Raw genomic sequence first — 18,808 nt, 5'->3', positions numbered from 1 at the left:
CAAGTGCTGGAGATCAGCGAGCTGGCGGTCTCGTACCGCACCTCGGGCGGCGTGGTGCCTGCCGTGCGGGACGTGAGCCTGCGAGTCGGGGCGGGCGAGATCGTCGCGGTGGTCGGCGAATCCGGTTCCGGCAAAAGCACCACCGCACACGCCGCGATCGGGCTGCTGCCGCGCGGCGGGCTGGTGCGGCGCGGACGGATCACCTTCGGCGGACGCGACCTGACCACACTGTCCGAAAAGGACTGGCGGCAGGTGCGCGGCACCGGCATCGCGCTCGTGCCGCAGGATCCGACGGTGTCGCTCAACCCGGTGCGGCGGATCGGCGAGCAGGTCGCCGAGGTCCTGCTGATCCACCGCCTGGCCGCCCGCGGCGATGCCGCCGCCCGCGCGGTGGAACTGCTGCGCCGGGCTGGCGTCGACCGGCCGGAGCTGCGCGCGCGGCAGTACCCGCACGAGCTGTCCGGCGGCCTCCGGCAACGGGTGCTGATCGCCATCGCGCTCGCGGGCAAACCGCGGCTGATCATCGCCGACGAACCGACCAGCGCGCTCGACGTGACCGTGCAGAAGGAAATCCTCGACCATCTGGCGGGACTGGCCGCCGACGACGGCACCGCGATCCTGCTGATCACGCACGACCTCGGCGTGGCTGCCGACCGGGCCGGGCGGATCGCCGTGCTGTCCGAAGGACGGCTGGTCGAAGAAGGACCGGCCCGCGAACTCCTCGCCGCTCCGACGCAGGCGTACACGCAACGGCTGCTCGCTGCCGCGCCGAGCCTCAGCCGCGAACCGCTCCGTCCCCGCCGCGCCGAAGGCCCGGAAGTCCTGCTGTCCGTGGACTCCGTCTCGAAGACCTTCGCCTCGTCCCGGGCCGGTTCCGTCCGTGCCGTGGACGACGTGTCGTTCCAGCTCACGCGCGGCCGAACCCTGGCGCTGGTCGGCGAATCCGGCTCCGGCAAGACGACCACCGCACGGATGGCGGTCGGGCTGGAGACCCCGACCGCGGGCACGGTCAGCTTCGACGGCCAGGACCTCACCCGGCTCCCAGCCGCCGAATTGCGCCGGCTGCGGCGTCGGTCCCAGCTCGTCTACCAGAACCCGTACGCTTCGCTGAACCCGCGGTTCTCCATCGCCGAGGTGATCGGCGAACCGCTGCGCGCGTTCCGCGTCGGCGGCCGGGCCGGACGCGTCGCCGAGCTGGCGGACCAGGTCGCGCTGCCGTCGTCGGTGCTGCGCCGGAAGCCCGCCGAACTGTCCGGCGGGCAGCGCCAGCGCGCGGCGATCGCCCGTGCGCTGGCGCTGCGCCCGGATCTCGTCGTGCTGGACGAGCCAGTGTCCGCTTTGGACGTTTCGGTGCAGGCGCAGATCCTGAACCTGCTCGTGGAACTGCAGGACGGACTCGGCCTGACGTACCTGTTCATCACGCACGACCTGGCCGTGGTGCGGGAAATCGCCGACCAGGTCGGGGTGATGCGGCAGGGCAGACTGGTCGAATTCGGCCCGGCCGACGACGTCCTGCTGCGGCCGCGCGAGCAGTACACCCGCGACCTGCTCGCCGCGATCCCGGGCGGCGAGCAGGTGCGCGCGTGAGGTCAGGAGTTGGCGAGCACCAGCCGTCCGACCGCCTCGCCCGCGTCCATCCGGCGGTGCGCCTCGCGCGCCTGGGCCATCGGCAGGACGGTCACCGGCAGCCGGATCCGGCCGTTGGTGTACAGCGGCAGCACGGCCTCCGCCGCGGGACGAGCGGGCGCGGGGTCCACGGCCAGGAAACCGCCCACGTTGAACCCGACCACCCCGATGTTCTTGCCCCAGACCGCGTTCGAGTCCACCAGCGGCGCGGTCTCGCTGCCCGCACTGCCGACGACGAGCATCCGGCCCATCGGCGCGAGCAGGTCCAGCGATTGGATCCGCAGGTCCCCGCCCACCGGGTCGACGACGACCTCGAACGGCTTGTCGCGCAGCTCGCCGAGTTCCCCGGACAGCACGACCCGATCGAAGCCGAGTTCCTTCGCCGCCTCGACCTGCTCGGGACGCCGGACCGTGCCGACGACCTCGCGCGCACCGAGAAGCCGCGCCACTTCGGGATACACCGAGGCGAGACCGCCGAGCGCACCGTGCACGAGCACGCGCGCGTCCTGCGGCAGCCGCACTGCCTCGGTGAGCGAGAGGTAGGCCGTCACGGTGTTCGCCAGTCCGGCCACGGCCTGCGCGCGCTCCACTCCGGTGCCGGACAGCGGCACGACGAGACCGGCAGGCGCGAGCTTGACGTCGGCATAACCGCCCATTCCGGGCAACGTGAGCGTGACGACCTCGTCCCCGACCGAGAAGCCGCTGTCCGGCCCGGCCGCGCGGATCGTCCCCGCGACCTCCAAGCCGGGCACGAGCGGCGGCTTCGGTGCGTAGTCGTACTCCGCGAGCGTGCCGCGGCGGATCAGCGCATCGATCAGCCCGACGGAGGCGTGCGAGACCGTGATGGTCACTTCGCCCGGCCCCGGAACGGGTTCGGGCACCTCGATCTCTTCGAGGACTTCGGGACCGCCGTAGCAGGTAATGGACAAAGCGCGCATCGTGCGTACTCCCCAGTGTTCTGTGTCAGCGAGCCGGAACAACCTGGGCCTGCCCGGGGTTATTCCGGCCCAGTTCACCCGAGGAAGGAACTTCCGTGCCGAGCGAAACAAACCCCCTGCGCAAACTGGGTTTCCTGACGATCGGCCTGTTCGACGGCGACGACCCGCGGCCGGGGCACGAGTCCACGCTGCGGGTGCTCGAACTCGGCGAGCAGCTCGGGTTCGACAGCGCCTGGGTGCGCCACCGGCATCTGCAGTACGGCATTTCCTCGCCGGTCGCGGTGCTCGCCGCGGCCACCCAGCGCACCAGCCGGATCGAACTGGGCACCGCGGTGATCCCGCTCGGCTGGGAGAACCCGCTGCGCCTGGCCGAGGACCTGGCGACCGTGGACGTGCTGTCCGGCGGACGGCTCAACCCGGGCGTCAGCGTCAGCCCGCCGATGCACTACGAGGACGTGCGCGGTGCGCTGTACCCGGACACCGGCGACCGCGAAGACTTCGGCTACGACCGGGTGTCGCGGCTGTTGTCACTGGTCCGCGGCGAACGAGCGTCCACGTTCAGCGGGGTCGAAGGCATCGAGACGTTCTCCGACCGCGTCCAGCCGCATTCGCCCGGCCTTGCCAGCCGCCTGTGGTACGGCGGCGCGAGCACCCGGTCGGCGACCTGGGCCGGGCAAGCCGGGATGAACTATCTGACCAGCAGCGTCGTCCGGGCCGAGGAGGGCTCGACGGACTTCGAGAAGATCCAGCTTTCGCACGTGCGAGCGTTCCGGGAGCATCACCCGGACGGCGCGCAGGCCCGGGTTTCGCAAGGCCTGGTGGTGATTCCGACCGACAATGCCACCGCTGAACAGCGCGCGAAGTATGAGGATTACGCAGCGAAACGCCTGCCCCGCACGAAAAAGCCGCAAGGCTCGGGCGGTTTGCTGTTCTCGCGCGATTACGTCGGCACTTCCGCCGAAATCGCCGAGCAGCTGTACCGGCACGCCGCGTTCCGCGAGATCGACGAGGTAGCCTTCGCCTTGCCGTTCACCTTCGAGCACGAGGATTACGTGCAGATCCTCACCGACCTCGCGACCCGGCTGGGCCCGGAGCTGGGATGGAAACCGGCGTCCTGACCGCCGCGGGTGCTACCGTGGCGGGGTGCCGGATTTCACGTCCACAGTGGACATTCCCCGTCCTGCCGGAGACCAGCGCGACGCCGTGGCGTGGGCCCGGGCGGTCTGGGAGGAGGCCCCGGCTCCGCTGCGGGCCTTCCTGCGCACCGGGTGGCTCGGCCTGGGCCTGACCACCCGGCTGTCCCCGGACCGCGTGCTGGGCTGGGAGATCGCTTCGGCCGAGCCGGACCGGGCCGTGCTCGAAGCACCGTCGCCGCTGATGACGACGCGCAACATCGTGCACCTCGACGAGCACCGGGTGTACTGGACCACCGAAGTCGGCTACGACCGGTTCCCGGCCCGCCAGCTGTGGGCCCTGGCCCTGCCGATTCACGAGCTGGTCGTCCCCGCCCGGCTGCGGCAGGTCGCCGGCCAGGCCCGGCCCGGCGACCTCCAGCACCAGCTCGTCACGACGTTCCAGCGGCGGCTCGGCAACCCCGTGCTGTCCCGGCTCCCCGGCCAGACCCTGCTCGAAACCACCGGCCGCAACTCGGGTCTCCCCCGGCAGACCCCGATCGGCGGTCGCCGGACCGGCCGGGAATTCTGGCTGGTGTCCGAATTCGGCGAGCGATCGCAGTACGTGCGCAACATCCAGGCCGACCCGCGCGTCCGGCTGCGGCTGCACGGCCGGTGGCTGCGCGGGGTCGCGCACCTGCTCCCGGACGACGATGCCCGGGCGCGGCTGAAGTCGTTGCCCCGCTTGAACAGCACGGCGGTCCAGGCGTTCGGCACCGACCTGCTGACGATCCGGATCGACCTCGACTAGCCGCCGGCCAGCACGGCCTCGATCGTGCGCCGCGCGTTCGCCGCCAGCACCGGATTCGTCTCGCGGTAGTACGGCAGCTGGATCAGCGCGATCGACAACGCCCAGCCACGGCCGCGCTCCCACGTCGCGTCGTCGACCTCCACCGCCTCCCGGAACACCTCCCGCTCAGCCGCCGCGAAGGTGTTCCACGCCGGGATCACGTCGACCGCCGGATCTCCGATCCCCACTCCCGCGAAGTCCAGCACCGCGCTCAGCCCGCCGTCGTCGACCAGCACGTTCCCCGGTGACAGATCCGCGTGCAGCCACACCGGCTTCCCGGTCCATTCCGGTGCCGCGAGCGCCTTCTCCCAGGCTTCGAGATACGCCGGATCACCGCCGAGCTGCGCGATCGCCTCCCGCGTCGACGCGTCGCGAGTGCGAAGCGGCCGTCCCCGGCTGATTTCCGGCGCGCCGGAGATATCGAGGCGGCGCAACGCTTTCACGAACGCACCCAAGTCGCGCGCGACCTGAGCGTCGCCGAAGTCCGGGTTGACGCCGGGCAGCCAGCGCAGCACCGTCCAGTCCCACGCGAAGCCCTCGCCCGGCCGTCCTTCGGCCAGCACCTCCGGCACCGCGACCGGCAGCCGCGGCGCGAGCCAGCGCAGCCAGCGTTGCTCGTGGCCGATGTCGGCGGCCCCTCGTTCCAGCCGCGGCAACCGCGCCACCAGTTCGCCGCCGAGCCGGAACATCGCGTTTTCCGTCCCCGACGAGGCGACCCGCGAGACCGCCAGCCCGGCCCACTGCGGAAACTGGGCCGCGACGAGGCGACGGACCAGGTCGTCGTCGATTTCCGCTTCGTCCGCGTGCATCCGTTTCATCGACATCGAGCAAACCGCGTCCGTGCGACGCCGGGCAACCGGTTTATTCCCGCTCCCGCCGACTGTCCCAGACGCTGGTTACCGTCGCCCCGGCCCCGGCTTCCGCGCCACACTGCTGGCATCCACGGGGAAAGGACGCAGCATGACAGGGCTTACCGGACCACGGCTCGCCGTCGCGCTGGAAGGCGCCGGCTGGCATCCGGCCGCGTGGCGCGAACCGGACGCCCGCCCGGCCGACCTGCTCACCGCCGGATACTGGACCGGACTGGTCCAGGAAGCCGAAGCCGCACACCTGGACTTCGTCACCTTCGAAGATTTCCTCTCCTTGCGCGATCCCTCCGAGCCGGCGGCCCGCGCCGACCGCGCGCAAACCCGGCTGGACGCCGTGCTGCTCGCCTCGCGGATCGCGCCCCTGACGTCGCGCATCGGCCTGATCCCCACCGCCGTGGTCACCCACACGGAGCCATTCCACCTGTCGAAGGCGATCGCGACGCTCGACTACGTCAGCACCGGCCGCGCGGGCGTCCGGGTGCAGGTTTCCGCTCTCCCGGAAGAATTCCGGCACTTCGGCCGCCGCACGCCGCCCGAGACGGCCGAACTGTTCGACGAAGCCGCCGATTACGTCGAGGTGCTGCGCCGGCTGTGGGACAGCTGGGAGGACGACGCCGAGATCCGCGACGTCGCCACCGGCCGGTTCATCGACCGGGAGAAACTGCACTACATCGATTTCGAGGGCCGCTGGTTCTCGGTCAAGGGCCCGTCCATCACGCCGCGCCCGCCGCAGGGCCAGCCGATCGTCGCCGCCTTGGCGCACGGCCCCGACGCCTACCGCCTCGCCGCCCGCCAGGCCGACCTGGTGTACGTGACCCCGAACGACCGCTCGCATGCCCGGTCGATCATCGACGAAATCGGTGCCCCCGTTCAAGTTTTCGCCGACCTCGTGGTCTTCCTCGACGAAACCGAACAAGCCGCGGCCGACCGCAAAGCCCGCCTGGACGACCGCGCCGAGTTCACCTCCGACGCGCACGTCTTCACCGGCACCCCGGCTCAGCTGGCAGACCTCCTGCTCGACTGGCACGCCGCCGGCCTGACCGGTTTCCGGCTGCGCCCCGGCGCCGTGCCGCACGACCTCGCCGCCATCACCCGCGCGCTGGTCCCCGAACTGCGCGACCGGGGCGCGTTCCGCTCCGGCTACGAGGCCTCGACCCTGCGCGGGCTGCTGGGCCTGCCCCGCCCGGCCAACCGCTACGCCGCCTGATTCCCGGGAGATCCCCATGACTGCCAAGCAAATCCACCTCGCCGCGCACTTCCCCGGGGTCAACAACACCACCGTGTGGAGCGATCCCGAAGCGGGCAGCCACATCGAGTTCAGCTCGTTCGTCAAGCTGGCCCAGACCGCCGAACGCGCGAAGTTCGACTTCTTCTTCCTCGCCGAAGGCCTGCGGTTGCGGGAACAGAACGGCGAAATCTACGACCTGGACGTTGTCGGCCGCCCGGACACCTTCGCCGTGCTGTCCGCGCTGGCCGCCGTCACCGACCGCCTCGGCCTGGCCGGGACCATCAACTCGACCTTCAACGAACCGTTCGAGGTAGCCCGTCAATTCGCCTCCCTTGACCACCTTTCGGCCGGCCGCGCCGCCTGGAACGTCGTCACGTCCTGGGACGCCTTCACCGGCGAGAACTTCCGCCGCGGCGGCTTCCTGCCGCAAGACCAGCGCTACTCGCGCGCCGAAACCTTCCTGCGGACAGCGTGGGAACTCTTCGACTCCTGGCGCGGCGACGAACTCCTGGCAGACAAGGAATCCGGCCGCTTCCTGGCCGACGGCGGCGCCTTCTCGCACCACGACGCCCACTTCGACATCTCCGGCCGCTTCCCGGTCCCGCGCAGCCCGCAAGGCCGCCCGGTCACCATCCAAGCGGGCGACTCCGAAGAGGGCCGCGAATTCGCCGCCGCCACCGCCGACGCCATCTTCACCCGGCACGGCACTCTCGAAGCAGGCCAAGCCTTCTACGCGGATGTCAAGGGCCGCCTGGCGAAATACGGCCGCTCCCCGCACGAGCTGGTCATCCTGCCCGCCGCCACCTTCGTACTGGGCGACACCGACGCCGAAGCGCACGAACTCGCCCACGAGGTGCGGTTGCAGCAGGTCAGCGAACAGACCGCGATCAAGTTCCTCGAACAGCTCTGGAACACCGACCTCAGCGACCACGACCCGAACGGCCCGCTCCCGTCCTCCGACCCGGTCGTCGGCGACCTGATCTCGAAAGGCCGCGCGAGCGTCCGCATGCACCGCGACCCGATCGCGACCGCCAACGAATGGCGTCAGCTGGCCGAGGCGAAGAACCTGTCGAGCCGGGAGCTGATCATCGAGGTCACCGGGCGGCAGAACTTCATCGGGTCCGCGGAAACGGTGGCGTCGACGATGAACGAACTGGTGCAGGCGGACGCGTCGGACGGGTTCATCCTGGTGCCGCACGTGACGCCGGGCGGGCTGGACCGGTTCGCCGACGAGGTGGTGCCGAGGCTGCAGGAGCGCGGGGTGTTCCGGGAGGACTACAGCGGGCCTACTCTGCGGGACCACCTCGGGTTGTCCTGACCTGCCGGTTAGGCAACCTGGCGGCGGGAACACCCCTTCTGCACGGAGGAAGAACGGAAGGACTTCGACAACGTCGGCATGCTTGCCTGTGTCCTGGGCTGCGACAGCCTTTTCGAACGGGGCTGTATTTCGGTCGGCGAGAACGGCGAAATCCTCGTCAGCGGCGTCGTGGCCGACTCCTCCGTCGTCGCCGAGTTCGTCCGCAACCGACTCGAGGGCCGCATCAGCGCGTGGTGGAACACTGAGCGAGACAAGTACTACGCCTGGCACAGACAGCACGTCTTCGTCGCGGTCCACAACGGCACCGCACCCCGTCCCGCACCTGCCGACTCCCCGACCTCGGTCTAAGCAGCGCCAGGATCACCTACGCCGCCGCAACGGCCGTCACCCCTGCCCGGAAGAAGAAGCGGCCGCCGAGTCGCCTTCCAGGAACCGCTCCGCATTCCCCCGCAGCAACAACTCCCGCTCCGCCTCGTCCAGGAACTCCGCCCGCCGAACCACCCCGCCAGCGGGCCGCTCCCCCAGCGGATACGGATAATCACTCCCCACCATCACCTGCCCCGCCCCCAGCGTATCGACCAGATTCCGCAACGCCTCCTCGGTGAACACCACCGAATCGACACTGAACCGCCCGACATACTCCGACGGCGGCAGCTCCGACGTGGCAATGATGTCCGCCCGCTGATGCCAAGCGTTCTCCAGCCGCCCCAGCCAAAACGCGAACGACCCGCCCCCGTGCGCGAAACAGATCCGCAAACTCTCCGGCACCCGATCGAACACCCCGCCGAGAATCATCGCGATGATCGACAGATGCGTCTCCGCGGGCATCCCGGTCAGCCACCGCGCCATCCACCGATCGAGCCGAGGCGCCAGCGGCATGTCCCACGGGTGCACGAAAACAGGCACCCCAAGAGACGCCGCGTGCTGCAAGAACGTCACCACACCCGCGTCGTCGAGATCGCGGTCGCCGACGTGATTGCCGATCTCCACCCCCCGATGCCCAGCCGCGACGGCGCGATCCAGCTCGCGGCAGGCGGCGTCGGTGTCCTGCAACGGAACCTGGCAGAACGGGATCAGCCGCTCCGGCGCGGGCGCGCAGATCTCCAGCGCGAGGTCGTTGAAGACCCGGGCGATCTTCTCGCCCTGCCCAGGGCTGGTCTCGTAGCCGAAGAACACCGGCGTCGGCGACACGACTTGGGCCTCGATGCCGTCGGCGTCCATGTCCCGCAGGCGGACGGAGGTGTCCCAGCAGTCGGACCGGATCCGGCGGAACTCCTCCGAGCCGACCATGATCATGGCTTCACGTTCGGTTTCCGCGCGTAGCCACGGCATTCCCTCGCCGAGGTCGGGCCAGCCATGCGGGACGAAATGGCTGTGGACGTCGATCGCGCGCACGCTCAGCCCTTCCCCGGGTGCAGCGTCCCGCAGCTGCCGCAGGTGCGGGCTTTCTCGGACGAGTAGAACTGCTCGAACACCGGCGGCAGGTCGTCGACGATGTCCCGCACCTGCAGTTCCACCTCGTGCACCTTCGCGTCGCACTCCAGGCAGAACCACACGAACTTCTCGAGCGTCCCTTCCTCCCGGATGCGCTCGATCACGATCCCGATCGACCCTTCCTGCGGCCGCTGCGGCGAATGGTGCACGTTGCGCGGCAGCATCCACATCTCGCCCTCGCGGATGTCGACCCGCCGCGGGCCGTCCTCGGTCATGAGGTTGACGTGCATGTCGCCCTTGTACTGGTAGAACCATTCCTCGTACGGGTCGAGGTGGTAGTCGGTGCGCTGGTTCGGCCCGCCGACGACCTGCACGATGAAGTCGCCCATCGGGGCCCACATCTGCTTGTTGTTGACCGGCGGTTTCAGGTCGTCCTCGTGCTCTTCGATCCACGCGGCGAAATCGAACACGGGCGGGATGGCGGTCATCGTTCCTCCTTGCCGGGGATCCGGGCGATCGCCTGGATCTCGATGAGCAGATGCGGATGCGGCAGCTGGTGCACCGCGACGGTCGTGCGCGCCGGGCCGGTCTCGTCGAAGAACTCGCCGTAGACCTCGTTGTACCCGCCGAAATCGTTCATGTTGACCAGGAACACCGTCAGCTGCGCGAGGTCTTCGAGCCCCGCGCCCGCCGCGGCCAGGATGTCGCGGATGTTCTCGAGCACGGCGCGCGTCTGCGCCCGGATGTCCAAAGCGGTCACACCGAACTCGTCGGCCTCCGCTCCGGCGAAGGTGTTGTCCGGACGGCGGCTGCTGGTGCCGGAGACGAACACGAGGTCCCCGACGACCTTGACGTGCGGGAACCGCCCGCGCGGCGTCGCCTTCCCGGCGACGACATGGGCTTCAGCCACGCTCATCCCTCCTCAGTGCGAACAGAAACCGAACCGAGCCCGGCGACCCGCGCCTCGACGTGCGTTCCCGCTTTCAGGGCAACGGCCGCGGTCGCCGCCCCTGCCAGAAGCACCTGCCCGTCGACCAGACGGTGCCCGTACGCGGCGGCCATCCGCTGCGCCGCGGGGAGCGCCCGCAGCGGGTCGCCGAGGATGTCGGCGGTCGATCCGGACGCGACGATTTCGCCGTCGAAGAGCAGGTCGACGGCCAGCGCGTCCACCTGGCCGATCGGCGTCCACGGCCCGAGCACGAAGGCGGACGCCGAGGTGTTGTCGGCGACGACGTCGGCCAGGCTGAACCGGAAGTCCCGGTACCGGCTGTCGATGATCTCCAGCGCTGGCGCGACGGCGATCAGCTCAGCGTCCGGGCCGAGCCGGAAGGCAACCTCGGGTTCGATCCGCGGATGCACGCCACGACTGACGTCGAACGTCCCGCCGTCCTCGATCCGCATGCGGTCGGTCAACGAGCCGATGATGACGTCGGAGACGCCCATCTGCTCGGCCTTCGCCTTGCTCGTGAAGCCCAGTTTGACGCCCGCCAGCCGCTCCCCGCGCCCTTCCCGCAGCGCGATTCCGGCGTGCTGCACGGCGTAAGCGGTCTCCAGGCTCATCGGCTCCTCGCTGGTGAGCTGCGGAATCGCCTGTCCGGTGGCGATCGCCTGGTCAAGCAGCGCCGCGCGGTCCTCAACAGTGGTCATAGCTGCACGCACACATTCGTCGGCTGGGTGTAGAAGTGCATCGAATGCACGCCGCCCTCGCGGCCGATGCCGGAAAGCCCGACGCCGCCGAAAGGCGAGCGGAGATCGCGGAGATACCAGGTGTTGACCCATGCCATCCCCACCCGCATCTGCTGGGCGACGCGATGGCCGCGTTCCAGGTTCGTCGTCCACACGGCTGCGGCGAGCCCGTAGTCGGTGTCGTTCGCCAGCCGGACGGCTTCGTCCTCGGTGTCGAACGGGATCAGCGCCGCGACCGGCCCGAAGACCTCCTCGCGCACGACTCGCGCGGAGTTGTCCAGCCCGGTCCACAGCGTCGGCTCGATCCACGAACCGCCCGCGAGCTCCGGCCCGAGGTCCGGGACCGAACCACCGGTCAGCACCGTCGCCCCTTCGGCCACCGCGAGGTCCAAATAGGACTGGACTTTCTTCCGGTGCTCTTGGGATATCAACGGCCCCGTCGTGGTATCAGGATCGCCCGGCCGGCCCAGCCGCAACGCCGCCGCCCGTTCGGCGAGGCCGTTCGCGACCACGTCGAAGACCGGCCGCTCGACGTAGACCCGCTCGGTGCACAGGCAGACCTGCCCGGTGTTCAGGAAAACCGACCGGGCGAGCCCGTCGAGGGTCTTCTCCAGGTCGCAGTCCGCGAACACCACCGCCGCGTTCTTTCCGCCCAGTTCGAAGGAAACCGGCCGCACCGACGGGGCGACGGCGCGCATGATCGCCGAACCGGTCCGGGATTCTCCGGTGAACGTCACGCCGTCGATGCCGCGGTGCGTCGTGAGGTACTCCCCGGCGGAGTCCGGTCCGAAGCCGTGAACGACGTTATACACCCCGGCCGGCGCGCCGGCCTCCGCGATCACCTCGGCGAGCAGCGTGGCAGTCGACGGCGTCTCCTCCGACGGCTTGACCACCACCGCGTTGCCGCACGCGAGCGCGGGCGCGACTTTCCAGGTCAACAGCAGCAGCGGCAGGTTCCACGGCACGATCACCGAGACCACGCCCAGCGGCTTGGGCACCGCGTAGTTCAGCGCCTTCCGGCCGTCCGCCAGTTCGGTCAGGAAGGAGTCGAGACCGGCCGCCGCGATCGTGTCGGCGAAGGAGCGGAAGTTCGTCGCCGCACGGGCGACGTCGAGGTCGCGCGCCAGGTGTTCCGGCTTGCCGGTGTCGCGCACCTCGGCCGCGACGAAGTCCTCGAACCGCTCCTCGATCCGGTCGGCGATCCGGCGCAGCAACGCGGTGCGCTCCGCCACCGAGGCGCGTCCCCACGGACCGTCCAGCGCGGCGCGCGCGGCAGCGACCGCGGCGTCGACCACGTCCGGCCCGGCCTCGTGGACGTGCGCGACGAGCGACCCGTCGACCGGGTCGATCTTCTCGAAGGTGCGCCGCCCGGCGACCCGGGTCCCGCCGACGACGTTGTGGAGTTCCGCAGCCATGAACCTGACCGTAGGGACGCCAGGAATGCCTGGCCAATGCTCTTTGCCGCCGCTGCCATGACCGTCCGGGCATAGCTGGTACTCATGCTCATTCCGGCATGGCTCTCACCGGAATGAGCATTGGCCAGGCATGGCCGCCACTGCGCAAGATGGCTCATTCAAGCCGTCCGAGCAGGAAGGAAGGCCCGTGACCCCTCCGGACACCGATCGGGACTACAGCGCGCAAGCCACCGTCACCGAGGCCGAGTTCGACGCCGTGATGGCCCGCTACCGGTCCGCCTCCGAATCCGCCACAGCCAGCCTGGACGGCCGCCCCGGCCTGGCCTTCGACCCGCTGAGCAACGAGCGGCTGGACGTCTGGGGCAGCTCGCCCGGACAGCTGCGTCCCGTCGTCGTCGCCATCCACGGCGGCTACTGGCGGATGCTCTCGCGGCACGACACCGCTTTCATGGCAAGGGTTCTGGCCGACGCGGGGATCGCCACCGTCGTGCCCGACTACACGCTCGCGCCGACGGCACCGTTGGAGGAGATCGTGCGCCAGGTCCGCGCCGCGGTCGCGTGGGTGTACTGCCACGGCGCCGAGCACGGCCTCGACCCGGACCGCATCCACGTCGTCGGCAGCTCAGCCGGCGGGCATTTGACGGCCATGACCGCCGTCGCCGGATGGCAGCGCGACGCCGGCGTGCCCGGAGACGTCGTCAAAGGCGCGATGACGATCAGCGGACTCTTCGACCTCCGCCCCCTGGTCGGCTCGTTCGCCAACGCCTGGCTGACCCTCGACGCCGCCCGCGCGGAAGCCCTCAGCCCGATACTGGCCCCGCCAGGCACCGCGCCCCTGCACGTAGCGGTCGCCGAGCACGAGGCAGCCGGATTCCATCGGCAGAGCAAGGCTTTCCACGCGCACTGGCCCGCTGCGCGATCTTGGACCGCCGTGCCCGGCCGGAACCATTTCGACGTCTTCCTCGACCTCGCCGACCCCGGCTCCGCGCTCAGCCGCGCTCTGGTCCGGCTCGCCCTCTCGTGACGCCGGAATCCACCCCGGACAGTAATGTCGCCGGAATGGAGATGCCCCGCCTGCTCGACGGCCGCCTCAAGCTCAGGCACCTCGTGCTGGTGGACACCCTCACCGAGCAGGGCAGCGTGGTCGGCGCGGCCGCCGCCCTGCACGTCACGCAGCCAGTCGTCACGCGCGGCCTGCACGACCTCGAAGCCATCCTGGGCGTGCCGCTCTACGAACGCGGCCCGCGCGGGATCACGCCCACCGAGTTCGGGACCGCGTTCACCGAGCACGCGCGCGCAGTGCTCGCCCAGCTGACCCACGCGGCCCGGCACGTCGTGGAGATCGCCGACGCGACACGCGGCCGGGTCGTGGCGGGCATCCACCTCGCGGGCTCGAATCTGCTGCTGCCGCGAGCGATCGCGCATCTCAAAGAAGACCATCCGCTGGTCACCGTCGTCGTCCGCGAAGGAACACCCGAATCGCTGCTCGTGGAGCTGACCGCGGGGCGGGTGGACGTCATCGTCGGCAGGCTGAGCGGCCCCGGCACGGAAGGCACCCGGCGCCAAGCGCTGTACCAGGAGTCGATCCGCGTCGTCGCCGGCGCGCATCATCCGCTCGCCGCGCGCGAGACCGTTTCGCTGGAGGATCTGACGGAGTTCCCGTGGATCGTGCCCGGCACCGAAACGATGCTGCGCCAGGAACTGGAAAGCCTGTTCGCCCAGCACGGTCTCGACCTGCCCGCCAACCGCGTGGAGGCGACATCGTTCCTCACCGTGCGGCAGCTGCTCACCGAAACCGCCATGGTCGCCGCACTCCCCGGGCTCCTCGGCATGGACGATCCCAGGCTGGTCACGCTGCCGACGCCGCTGGAGAACATCGGGCACAGCGTCGGCCTGACGCTCGCCGCCGGACGCAGGCTGAACCCGGCCACGCAGGCGCTGATCGGGTCCCTGCGCACCGTCGCCGCGCAGATCGAAGACGCCTGACGCTTTCTGTCGTTTTCTTGACGACCGGCGTCAAACCGTGATACCTCATTGCCTCTGCGGAGGGAGCGTTTCATGGGTTACCGCTTGTCCACCGTCGATCCCGCCAGCACCGCGCTGGTCGTCATCGACATGCAGCACGACTTCCTGGCCCCGGACGCCCCGCTGGAGTCCCCGGCCGGACGCGCCATGGTCCCCGTCCTCAACGACACCGTCCGGTTCTGCCGCGACGCGGGCATCGCCGTGTTCTTCACCGCGCACGTCCATCGCCCGGACGGTTCCGACATGGGCCGCTTCGCCGACCTGTACCCGCCGATCGCCCAGGGCCAGGCGCTCATCGACGGGACCCCTGGCGCCGCCCTGTATTCCGAAGTGGACCGCCGCCCGGACGAACCGCTGATCCCCAAGCACCGCTACAGCGCGTTCTTCGGCACCGACTTCGAGATGCAGCTCCGCGGACGAGGCGTGGACACCCTGATCGCCACCGGAGTGACCACTGAGGACTGCGTCCACGCCACCATCCGCGACGCGATGTTCCGCGACTTCCGCACCGCGGTGCTGTCCGACGCCTGCGCCACCTACGACCATCCCGACCTCGGCCACGGCGCGATGTCCGCCGCCGAGGTGCACGCCGCCACGCTGGTCGTCCTCGCCCAGTCCACTGCGGACGTGATGACGAGCGCCGAATTCAAGGCCCTCGCGGAAAAGAAAGCCGCTTAGCCCCGCCCCGCCACCGCCAGGGCGTCATGCGAGTGAATCCACTCCAGCGTCTCGCCGATCCGCCCCAGCGCGGCGTCCCTCGCGGCCGCCGCGGGACCGTCCGGCACGTGGAGCAGCGCGTTCGCCACCCACGAACTCCGCTGAACCGCACGGGTCCTCGGCCGCCGAAGCCTCTCGTACCGAGCCAGCGCCGCCTCGCACGACTCCCGCGCCAAGCACTCCGCGAGCGTCACCGCGTCCTCGATCGTCTGGTTCGCGCCCTGCCCGTGATGCGGCAGCATCGCGTGCGCGGCGTCGCCGAGGAGCACCACTCCGCCGCGATGCCAGCGGTTGAGCGGATGCTGGCCGAACAACCCCCACCGCTGGTGCAACTTCGTCGCGCCGACCATCTCGCGCACCGCCGGATGCCAGCCCTCGAACGCCGCGCCGATCCGTTCCCGGGGGATGTCCTCCGTCCAGGACTCCCCCTCCCAGGCGTCCGGTTCGTCCAGCACCGCAAGGAAATTCACCACCGACCCGTCGCCGATCGGGTAATGCAGCAGATGCCCGCCCGGCCCCATCCAGAACTGGATCGCCCCCGCGTCCGGCAATGCCGGCAGCTGGTCCGCCGGCACCAGCCCGCGAAACCCGCTCGCCCCCGAATACCGGGCGAGCGGCGCGTCGTCCACCCACCGGCGAACCGTCGAATGCACCCCGTCCGCACCCACCACCACATCCGCGGTTTCGCTTGTCCCGTCAGCGAACTCCAGCCGATACCCCGCGCCCTCCGCGACCAGCCCGGTCGCCCTCCGGCCAAGGTGGACTTTCCCGAAGGCACCAGCCAGGATCCGCTGCAAATCCGCCCGATGCACCCCGAAATACGGCCCGGCGAACCGTTCCTCGTACGCCGCCCCGATCGGATACGCCGCTATCCGGCGCCCGCCCCGCCAATGCCGGTAAACCAGCTCCGTCGGCACCGCCGAACACGCCGCCAGCTCGTCCCGCAACCCGAGCCGCTCCAGCACCCGGGACCCATTGGCGGACAACGCGACCGCCGCCCCGATTTCCCGCAGCTGCGCAGACCGCTCGTACACCTCCGCCCCGATCCCGCGCTCCCGCAACGCGAGCGCGAGCGTCAGCCCGCCGATCCCGCCGCCGACGATCGCCACCTTGCCCGCCATCCGCCCCCCTCCGCCGCGTACCGATCGGTACATGGACCGTACGGCGTACCGATCGGTACAGTCAAGAGGTGGACTCCGGGACCGGCCGCCGCGCCGAACTGCTGCAGAAAGCCGTGGACTACCTGGCGGCGCACGGCATCGCGGACCTGTCGCTCGCCCCGATGGGCGAGGCGCTGGGGACGAGCAAGCGGATGCTGCTGTACTACTTCGGCAGCCGGGAAAACCTGATCACCGAAGCGATCGCCGCGAGCCGCCCGGACGTCACCGAACTGTTCCACGCGGTGCATGACGAGGAATCCCTCGCCGCCGCGGCCCACGCCCTGTGGAACGCGATCACCCGAGGCCGCCAGCAACGGCCGATCCGCATCCTGTTCCAGGTGCTGGCCCTGGCCCCGACCCAGCCGGAGCGTTACCTGACGGTCGCGCGGGAAGCGATCACCGCGATGGTGGACCCGCTGGTGCCGGTGTACCGGAAACTGGGCTACGCCGAACCCGAGGCGGTCGCGCGGGCAAGTCTGCTGATCTCGGGTTTGCGCGGGCTGTGCCTGGACCGGATCGTGAGCGGGGACGAGGAGAGGATCGAGATCGCGGCTCGGGCGTTGATCGCCGCCGCGGTCGCGCCGCCGGGCTGACCGCAATTCCCGTGGCCAGCACGCCTGGCCGTAGCTAAAAACTCCCTAGCCTTCAAGCACTCCCGGCAACTCCGCCACCGACCCCAGCACATGCGTAGCCCCATGCGCCCGCAACGTCGCCTCGTCATGCGCCCCGGTCAGCACCCCCGCCGCCACCGACGCCCCCGCCCTTCGCCCGGTCAGCATGTCGAACCCGGTGTCCCCTGCCACCGCGACCGCCCGCACGTCGCTGATCCCGAGCTTCAGCACCGCAGTCAGCACCATGTCCGGAAACGGCCGTCCCCGCCCGCCAGCATCCGCCGGGCACACCACCAGATCCGCCAAATCCGTCCACCCGAGCCGTCGCAGCAACGCGTCCCGGGTCGCCGCCGAGAACCCCGTGCTCAGGCACACCCGACGCCCCTGCGCGCGCAGCTTGTCGATCGCTTCCTCCGCCCCGGGAAGCGGCGCAGCGACCTCTATCGCCTGCGAAGCAAACGCGGTCTCGAAAACCCGATTCGCCTTCTCCGCAACCCCTTCCGCGGGAAACAGCGCCCGGAAAACCTCGATCTTCGACTGCCCCATGGTGTCGCGGACATAGGCATCCACGTCCTCGCGCTCCGGAGAGTCAGCAGGCACCCCCACTGCCTCCAGCGCCGCGGAGAACGCCGCCTCCACCGCGCCGTCGTCACGCACCGTCGTGCCGGCCATGTCCAGCACGACCAGCTCCACCCCTCGCGTCATCGGACCCCCTCCACTTCCCGACCGGTCACCGCGTGCACCGCGCTGATCAGGGCCATCGTCTCGATGTCGCCCGCGCTGCAGCCGCGCGACAGGTCGTGCAGCGGCGCGGCGACGCCCTGCAGGATCGGTCCGAGCGCGGTCGCCCCGCCCAGCCGTTCGGCGATCTTGTAAGCGATGTTCCCCGCGTCGAGATTGGGGAACACCAACACATTCGCCCGCCCAGCGACAGTCGAAGACGGCGCCTTAGCCTCCCCGACGGCGTCCACGACAGCGGCGTCGAATTGCAGTTCGCCATCAACATCCACGCCAGGCAACCGTTCCCGCACCAGCGAAGTCGCCTGACGGACCTTGTCCACTGCGGAATGCTTGGCACTGCCTTGCGTGCTAAAGGAAAGCATCGCCACTACGGGCTCACTTCCGGTAAGTGCGCGATGCGTGGACGCCGCACCAACGGCGATATCGGCCAGCGCGTCCGCGTCCGGCTCCGGAACCACCGCGCAGTCGGCGAAAGTGAGCGACCGGCCGTCCTGCAACAACATCAGGAAACAACTGCTGAGGGTCCGCACGCCGGGAGCGAGGCCGACGATCCGCAGTCCGGCCCGGAGGACATCGGACGTCGGCCGCGTCGCACCAGCCAGGCACGCGTCCACCCGGCCCAGCGCGAGAAGGGCCGCGGAGAGAGCGACCGGGTCGTGGCGAACAGTCTCCACGCGGTCCGGGAACGCAGTAGCCAGCCGTGCGAGGACAGCGTCGTCGGCAGACAGGGCGGCAGTGTCCAGGAAAGGCGGAACAGCCAAACCCAGCTCCGCCGCAGCAGAAGCGATCTCCGCCGAAGGCCCCACCAGCACCGGTTCGATCTCGCCGTGGTCGGCCAGGCGCGCGGCGGCAGTGACTGCGCGCGGATCGGCGCCGTCGGCCAGCGCGATCCGCGGCCGGGCGTCTCCGACGCGCTCCCGCCAGGTCTCGGCCAGAGGGGCCATGGTCATCTCGCAACTCCTCGCGGACGGCGGACGGCAGTGCTCCTCGTGAGGATGGCGAGCCCTGGCCCCAAGGGACAGAGCCAGAACAGTCCCCGATGACAGGTCCAGAAGGCCCCGGTTCTGGACCCCTCGGC

The 18,808-nt window shown here is 70.2% G+C and carries 20 protein-coding genes; 10 read left to right on the top strand and 10 right to left on the bottom strand.

Going from position 1 to position 18,808, the window contains the following annotated elements; translation table 11 throughout:
- The first annotated feature begins 3 nt into the window (after window positions 1–3).
- Complete coding sequence (locus ACWGIC_RS06165; protein ID WP_452074818.1) at window positions 4–1,587, top strand: dipeptide ABC transporter ATP-binding protein; 1,584 nt, start codon at window positions 4–6, stop codon at window positions 1,585–1,587.
- A 2-nt stretch (window positions 1,588–1,589) separates the two neighbouring features.
- Here the strand turns inward: ACWGIC_RS06165 and ACWGIC_RS06160 are convergent, their stop codons facing one another.
- Window positions 1,590–2,564: a quinone oxidoreductase family protein gene (locus ACWGIC_RS06160; protein WP_452074817.1), complete on the bottom strand. Its 975-nt coding sequence runs from the start codon at window positions 2,562–2,564 to the stop codon at window positions 1,590–1,592.
- Window positions 2,565–2,659: 95 nt separating this feature from the next.
- On the opposite strand from ACWGIC_RS06160, the gene ACWGIC_RS06155 reads away from it, so the two are divergent.
- Together ACWGIC_RS06155 and ACWGIC_RS06150 are read left to right on the top strand one after the other, a co-directional pair.
- Window positions 2,660–3,682, top strand: a complete 1,023-nt coding sequence (locus ACWGIC_RS06155; protein ID WP_452074816.1) for an LLM class flavin-dependent oxidoreductase — start codon at window positions 2,660–2,662, stop codon at window positions 3,680–3,682.
- A 25-nt stretch (window positions 3,683–3,707) separates the two neighbouring features.
- Window positions 3,708–4,487: a nitroreductase/quinone reductase family protein gene (locus ACWGIC_RS06150; protein ID WP_452074815.1), complete on the top strand. Its 780-nt coding sequence runs from the start codon at window positions 3,708–3,710 to the stop codon at window positions 4,485–4,487.
- Here ACWGIC_RS06150 and ACWGIC_RS06145 read toward each other — a convergent pair.
- Window positions 4,484–5,344, bottom strand: a complete 861-nt coding sequence (locus ACWGIC_RS06145) for an aminoglycoside phosphotransferase family protein (RefSeq protein WP_452074814.1) — start codon at window positions 5,342–5,344, stop codon at window positions 4,484–4,486. The two genes, ACWGIC_RS06150 and ACWGIC_RS06145, sit on opposite strands and share 4 nt — an antisense overlap.
- A gap of 142 nt (window positions 5,345–5,486) precedes the next feature.
- On the opposite strand from ACWGIC_RS06145, the gene ACWGIC_RS06140 reads away from it, so the two are divergent.
- From ACWGIC_RS06140 to ACWGIC_RS06130, 3 genes are all read left to right on the top strand, one after another.
- Entirely contained in the window at window positions 5,487–6,602 is a 1,116-nt protein-coding gene (locus ACWGIC_RS06140) for an LLM class flavin-dependent oxidoreductase (protein WP_452074813.1), read from the top strand.
- 16 nt (window positions 6,603–6,618) lie between these two features.
- The gene (locus tag ACWGIC_RS06135) at window positions 6,619–7,941 is read left to right on the top strand and encodes an NtaA/DmoA family FMN-dependent monooxygenase (protein ID WP_452074812.1); all 1,323 of its coding nucleotides are present in this window, start codon (window positions 6,619–6,621) and stop codon (window positions 7,939–7,941) included.
- Between the two features lie 78 nt (window positions 7,942–8,019).
- The gene (locus tag ACWGIC_RS06130; RefSeq protein ID WP_452074811.1) at window positions 8,020–8,289 is read left to right on the top strand and encodes a hypothetical protein; all 270 of its coding nucleotides are present in this window, start codon (window positions 8,020–8,022) and stop codon (window positions 8,287–8,289) included.
- A gap of 36 nt (window positions 8,290–8,325) precedes the next feature.
- Here ACWGIC_RS06130 and ACWGIC_RS06125 read toward each other — a convergent pair whose 3' ends face one another.
- From ACWGIC_RS06125 to ACWGIC_RS06105, 5 genes are read right to left on the bottom strand one after another with little or no spacing between them, the layout of a single operon-like run.
- On the bottom strand, window positions 8,326–9,336 hold the full coding sequence (locus ACWGIC_RS06125) for an amidohydrolase family protein (RefSeq protein ID WP_452074810.1): 1,011 nt from the start codon (window positions 9,334–9,336) through the stop codon (window positions 8,326–8,328).
- A 2-nt stretch (window positions 9,337–9,338) separates the two neighbouring features.
- Entirely contained in the window at window positions 9,339–9,863 is a 525-nt protein-coding gene (locus ACWGIC_RS06120) for a 3-hydroxyanthranilate 3,4-dioxygenase (protein WP_452074809.1), read from the bottom strand.
- Window positions 9,860–10,285, bottom strand: coding sequence for a RidA family protein (locus ACWGIC_RS06115; protein ID WP_452074808.1), 426 nt, complete (start codon window positions 10,283–10,285; stop codon window positions 9,860–9,862). Before ACWGIC_RS06115 ends, ACWGIC_RS06120 begins: the two co-directional genes overlap by 4 nt.
- Before the next feature lie 2 nt (window positions 10,286–10,287).
- Entirely contained in the window at window positions 10,288–11,022 is a 735-nt protein-coding gene (locus ACWGIC_RS06110) for a 2-keto-4-pentenoate hydratase (RefSeq protein WP_452074807.1), read from the bottom strand.
- Window positions 11,019–12,476: a 2-hydroxymuconic semialdehyde dehydrogenase gene (locus ACWGIC_RS06105; protein WP_452074806.1), complete on the bottom strand. Its 1,458-nt coding sequence runs from the start codon at window positions 12,474–12,476 to the stop codon at window positions 11,019–11,021. Before ACWGIC_RS06105 ends, ACWGIC_RS06110 begins: the two co-directional genes overlap by 4 nt.
- A gap of 187 nt (window positions 12,477–12,663) precedes the next feature.
- On the opposite strand from ACWGIC_RS06105, the gene ACWGIC_RS06100 reads away from it, so the two are divergent.
- The 3 genes from ACWGIC_RS06100 to ACWGIC_RS06090 all read left to right on the top strand — a co-directional run bounded on the left by ACWGIC_RS06100 (window position 12,664) and on the right by ACWGIC_RS06090 (window position 15,179).
- Entirely contained in the window at window positions 12,664–13,500 is an 837-nt protein-coding gene (locus ACWGIC_RS06100; RefSeq protein WP_452074805.1) for an alpha/beta hydrolase, read from the top strand.
- Window positions 13,501–13,535: 35 nt separating this feature from the next.
- Window positions 13,536–14,462 carry a LysR substrate-binding domain-containing protein gene (locus tag ACWGIC_RS06095; RefSeq protein WP_452074804.1) on the top strand — a complete coding sequence of 309 codons (927 nt, stop codon included), beginning with the start codon at window positions 13,536–13,538 and terminating at the stop codon, window positions 14,460–14,462.
- A gap of 72 nt (window positions 14,463–14,534) precedes the next feature.
- Window positions 14,535–15,179, top strand: coding sequence for a cysteine hydrolase family protein (locus ACWGIC_RS06090; RefSeq protein WP_452074803.1), 645 nt, complete (start codon window positions 14,535–14,537; stop codon window positions 15,177–15,179).
- Here the strand turns inward: ACWGIC_RS06090 and ACWGIC_RS06085 are convergent.
- Window positions 15,176–16,339, bottom strand: coding sequence for an FAD-dependent monooxygenase (locus tag ACWGIC_RS06085; RefSeq protein ID WP_452074802.1), 1,164 nt, complete (start codon window positions 16,337–16,339; stop codon window positions 15,176–15,178). The genes ACWGIC_RS06090 and ACWGIC_RS06085 overlap by 4 nt on opposite strands.
- A gap of 68 nt (window positions 16,340–16,407) precedes the next feature.
- Here ACWGIC_RS06085 and ACWGIC_RS06080 point away from each other — a divergent pair, with 68 nt between their 5' ends.
- A complete protein-coding gene (locus ACWGIC_RS06080) occupies window positions 16,408–16,971 on the top strand; it encodes a TetR/AcrR family transcriptional regulator (RefSeq protein ID WP_452074801.1) in 564 nt (187 codons plus the stop codon).
- Window positions 16,972–17,016: 45 nt separating this feature from the next.
- Here ACWGIC_RS06080 and ACWGIC_RS06075 read toward each other — a convergent pair whose 3' ends face one another.
- Together ACWGIC_RS06075 and ACWGIC_RS06070 are read right to left on the bottom strand one after the other, a co-directional pair.
- On the bottom strand, window positions 17,017–17,694 hold the full coding sequence (locus tag ACWGIC_RS06075) for a phosphonatase-like hydrolase (protein ID WP_452074800.1): 678 nt from the start codon (window positions 17,692–17,694) through the stop codon (window positions 17,017–17,019).
- Window positions 17,691–18,680, bottom strand: coding sequence for a phosphotransacetylase (locus ACWGIC_RS06070; protein ID WP_452074799.1), 990 nt, complete (start codon window positions 18,678–18,680; stop codon window positions 17,691–17,693). The genes ACWGIC_RS06075 and ACWGIC_RS06070 overlap by 4 nt, the downstream gene beginning before the upstream one ends.
- Between the last annotated feature and the right edge of the window lie 128 nt (window positions 18,681–18,808).

Source organism: Amycolatopsis sp. NPDC054798 (assembly GCF_053611505.1).
Note: the sequence above shows the minus strand (reverse complement) of the source record. Positions and strands in the feature narration are given on the sequence as shown.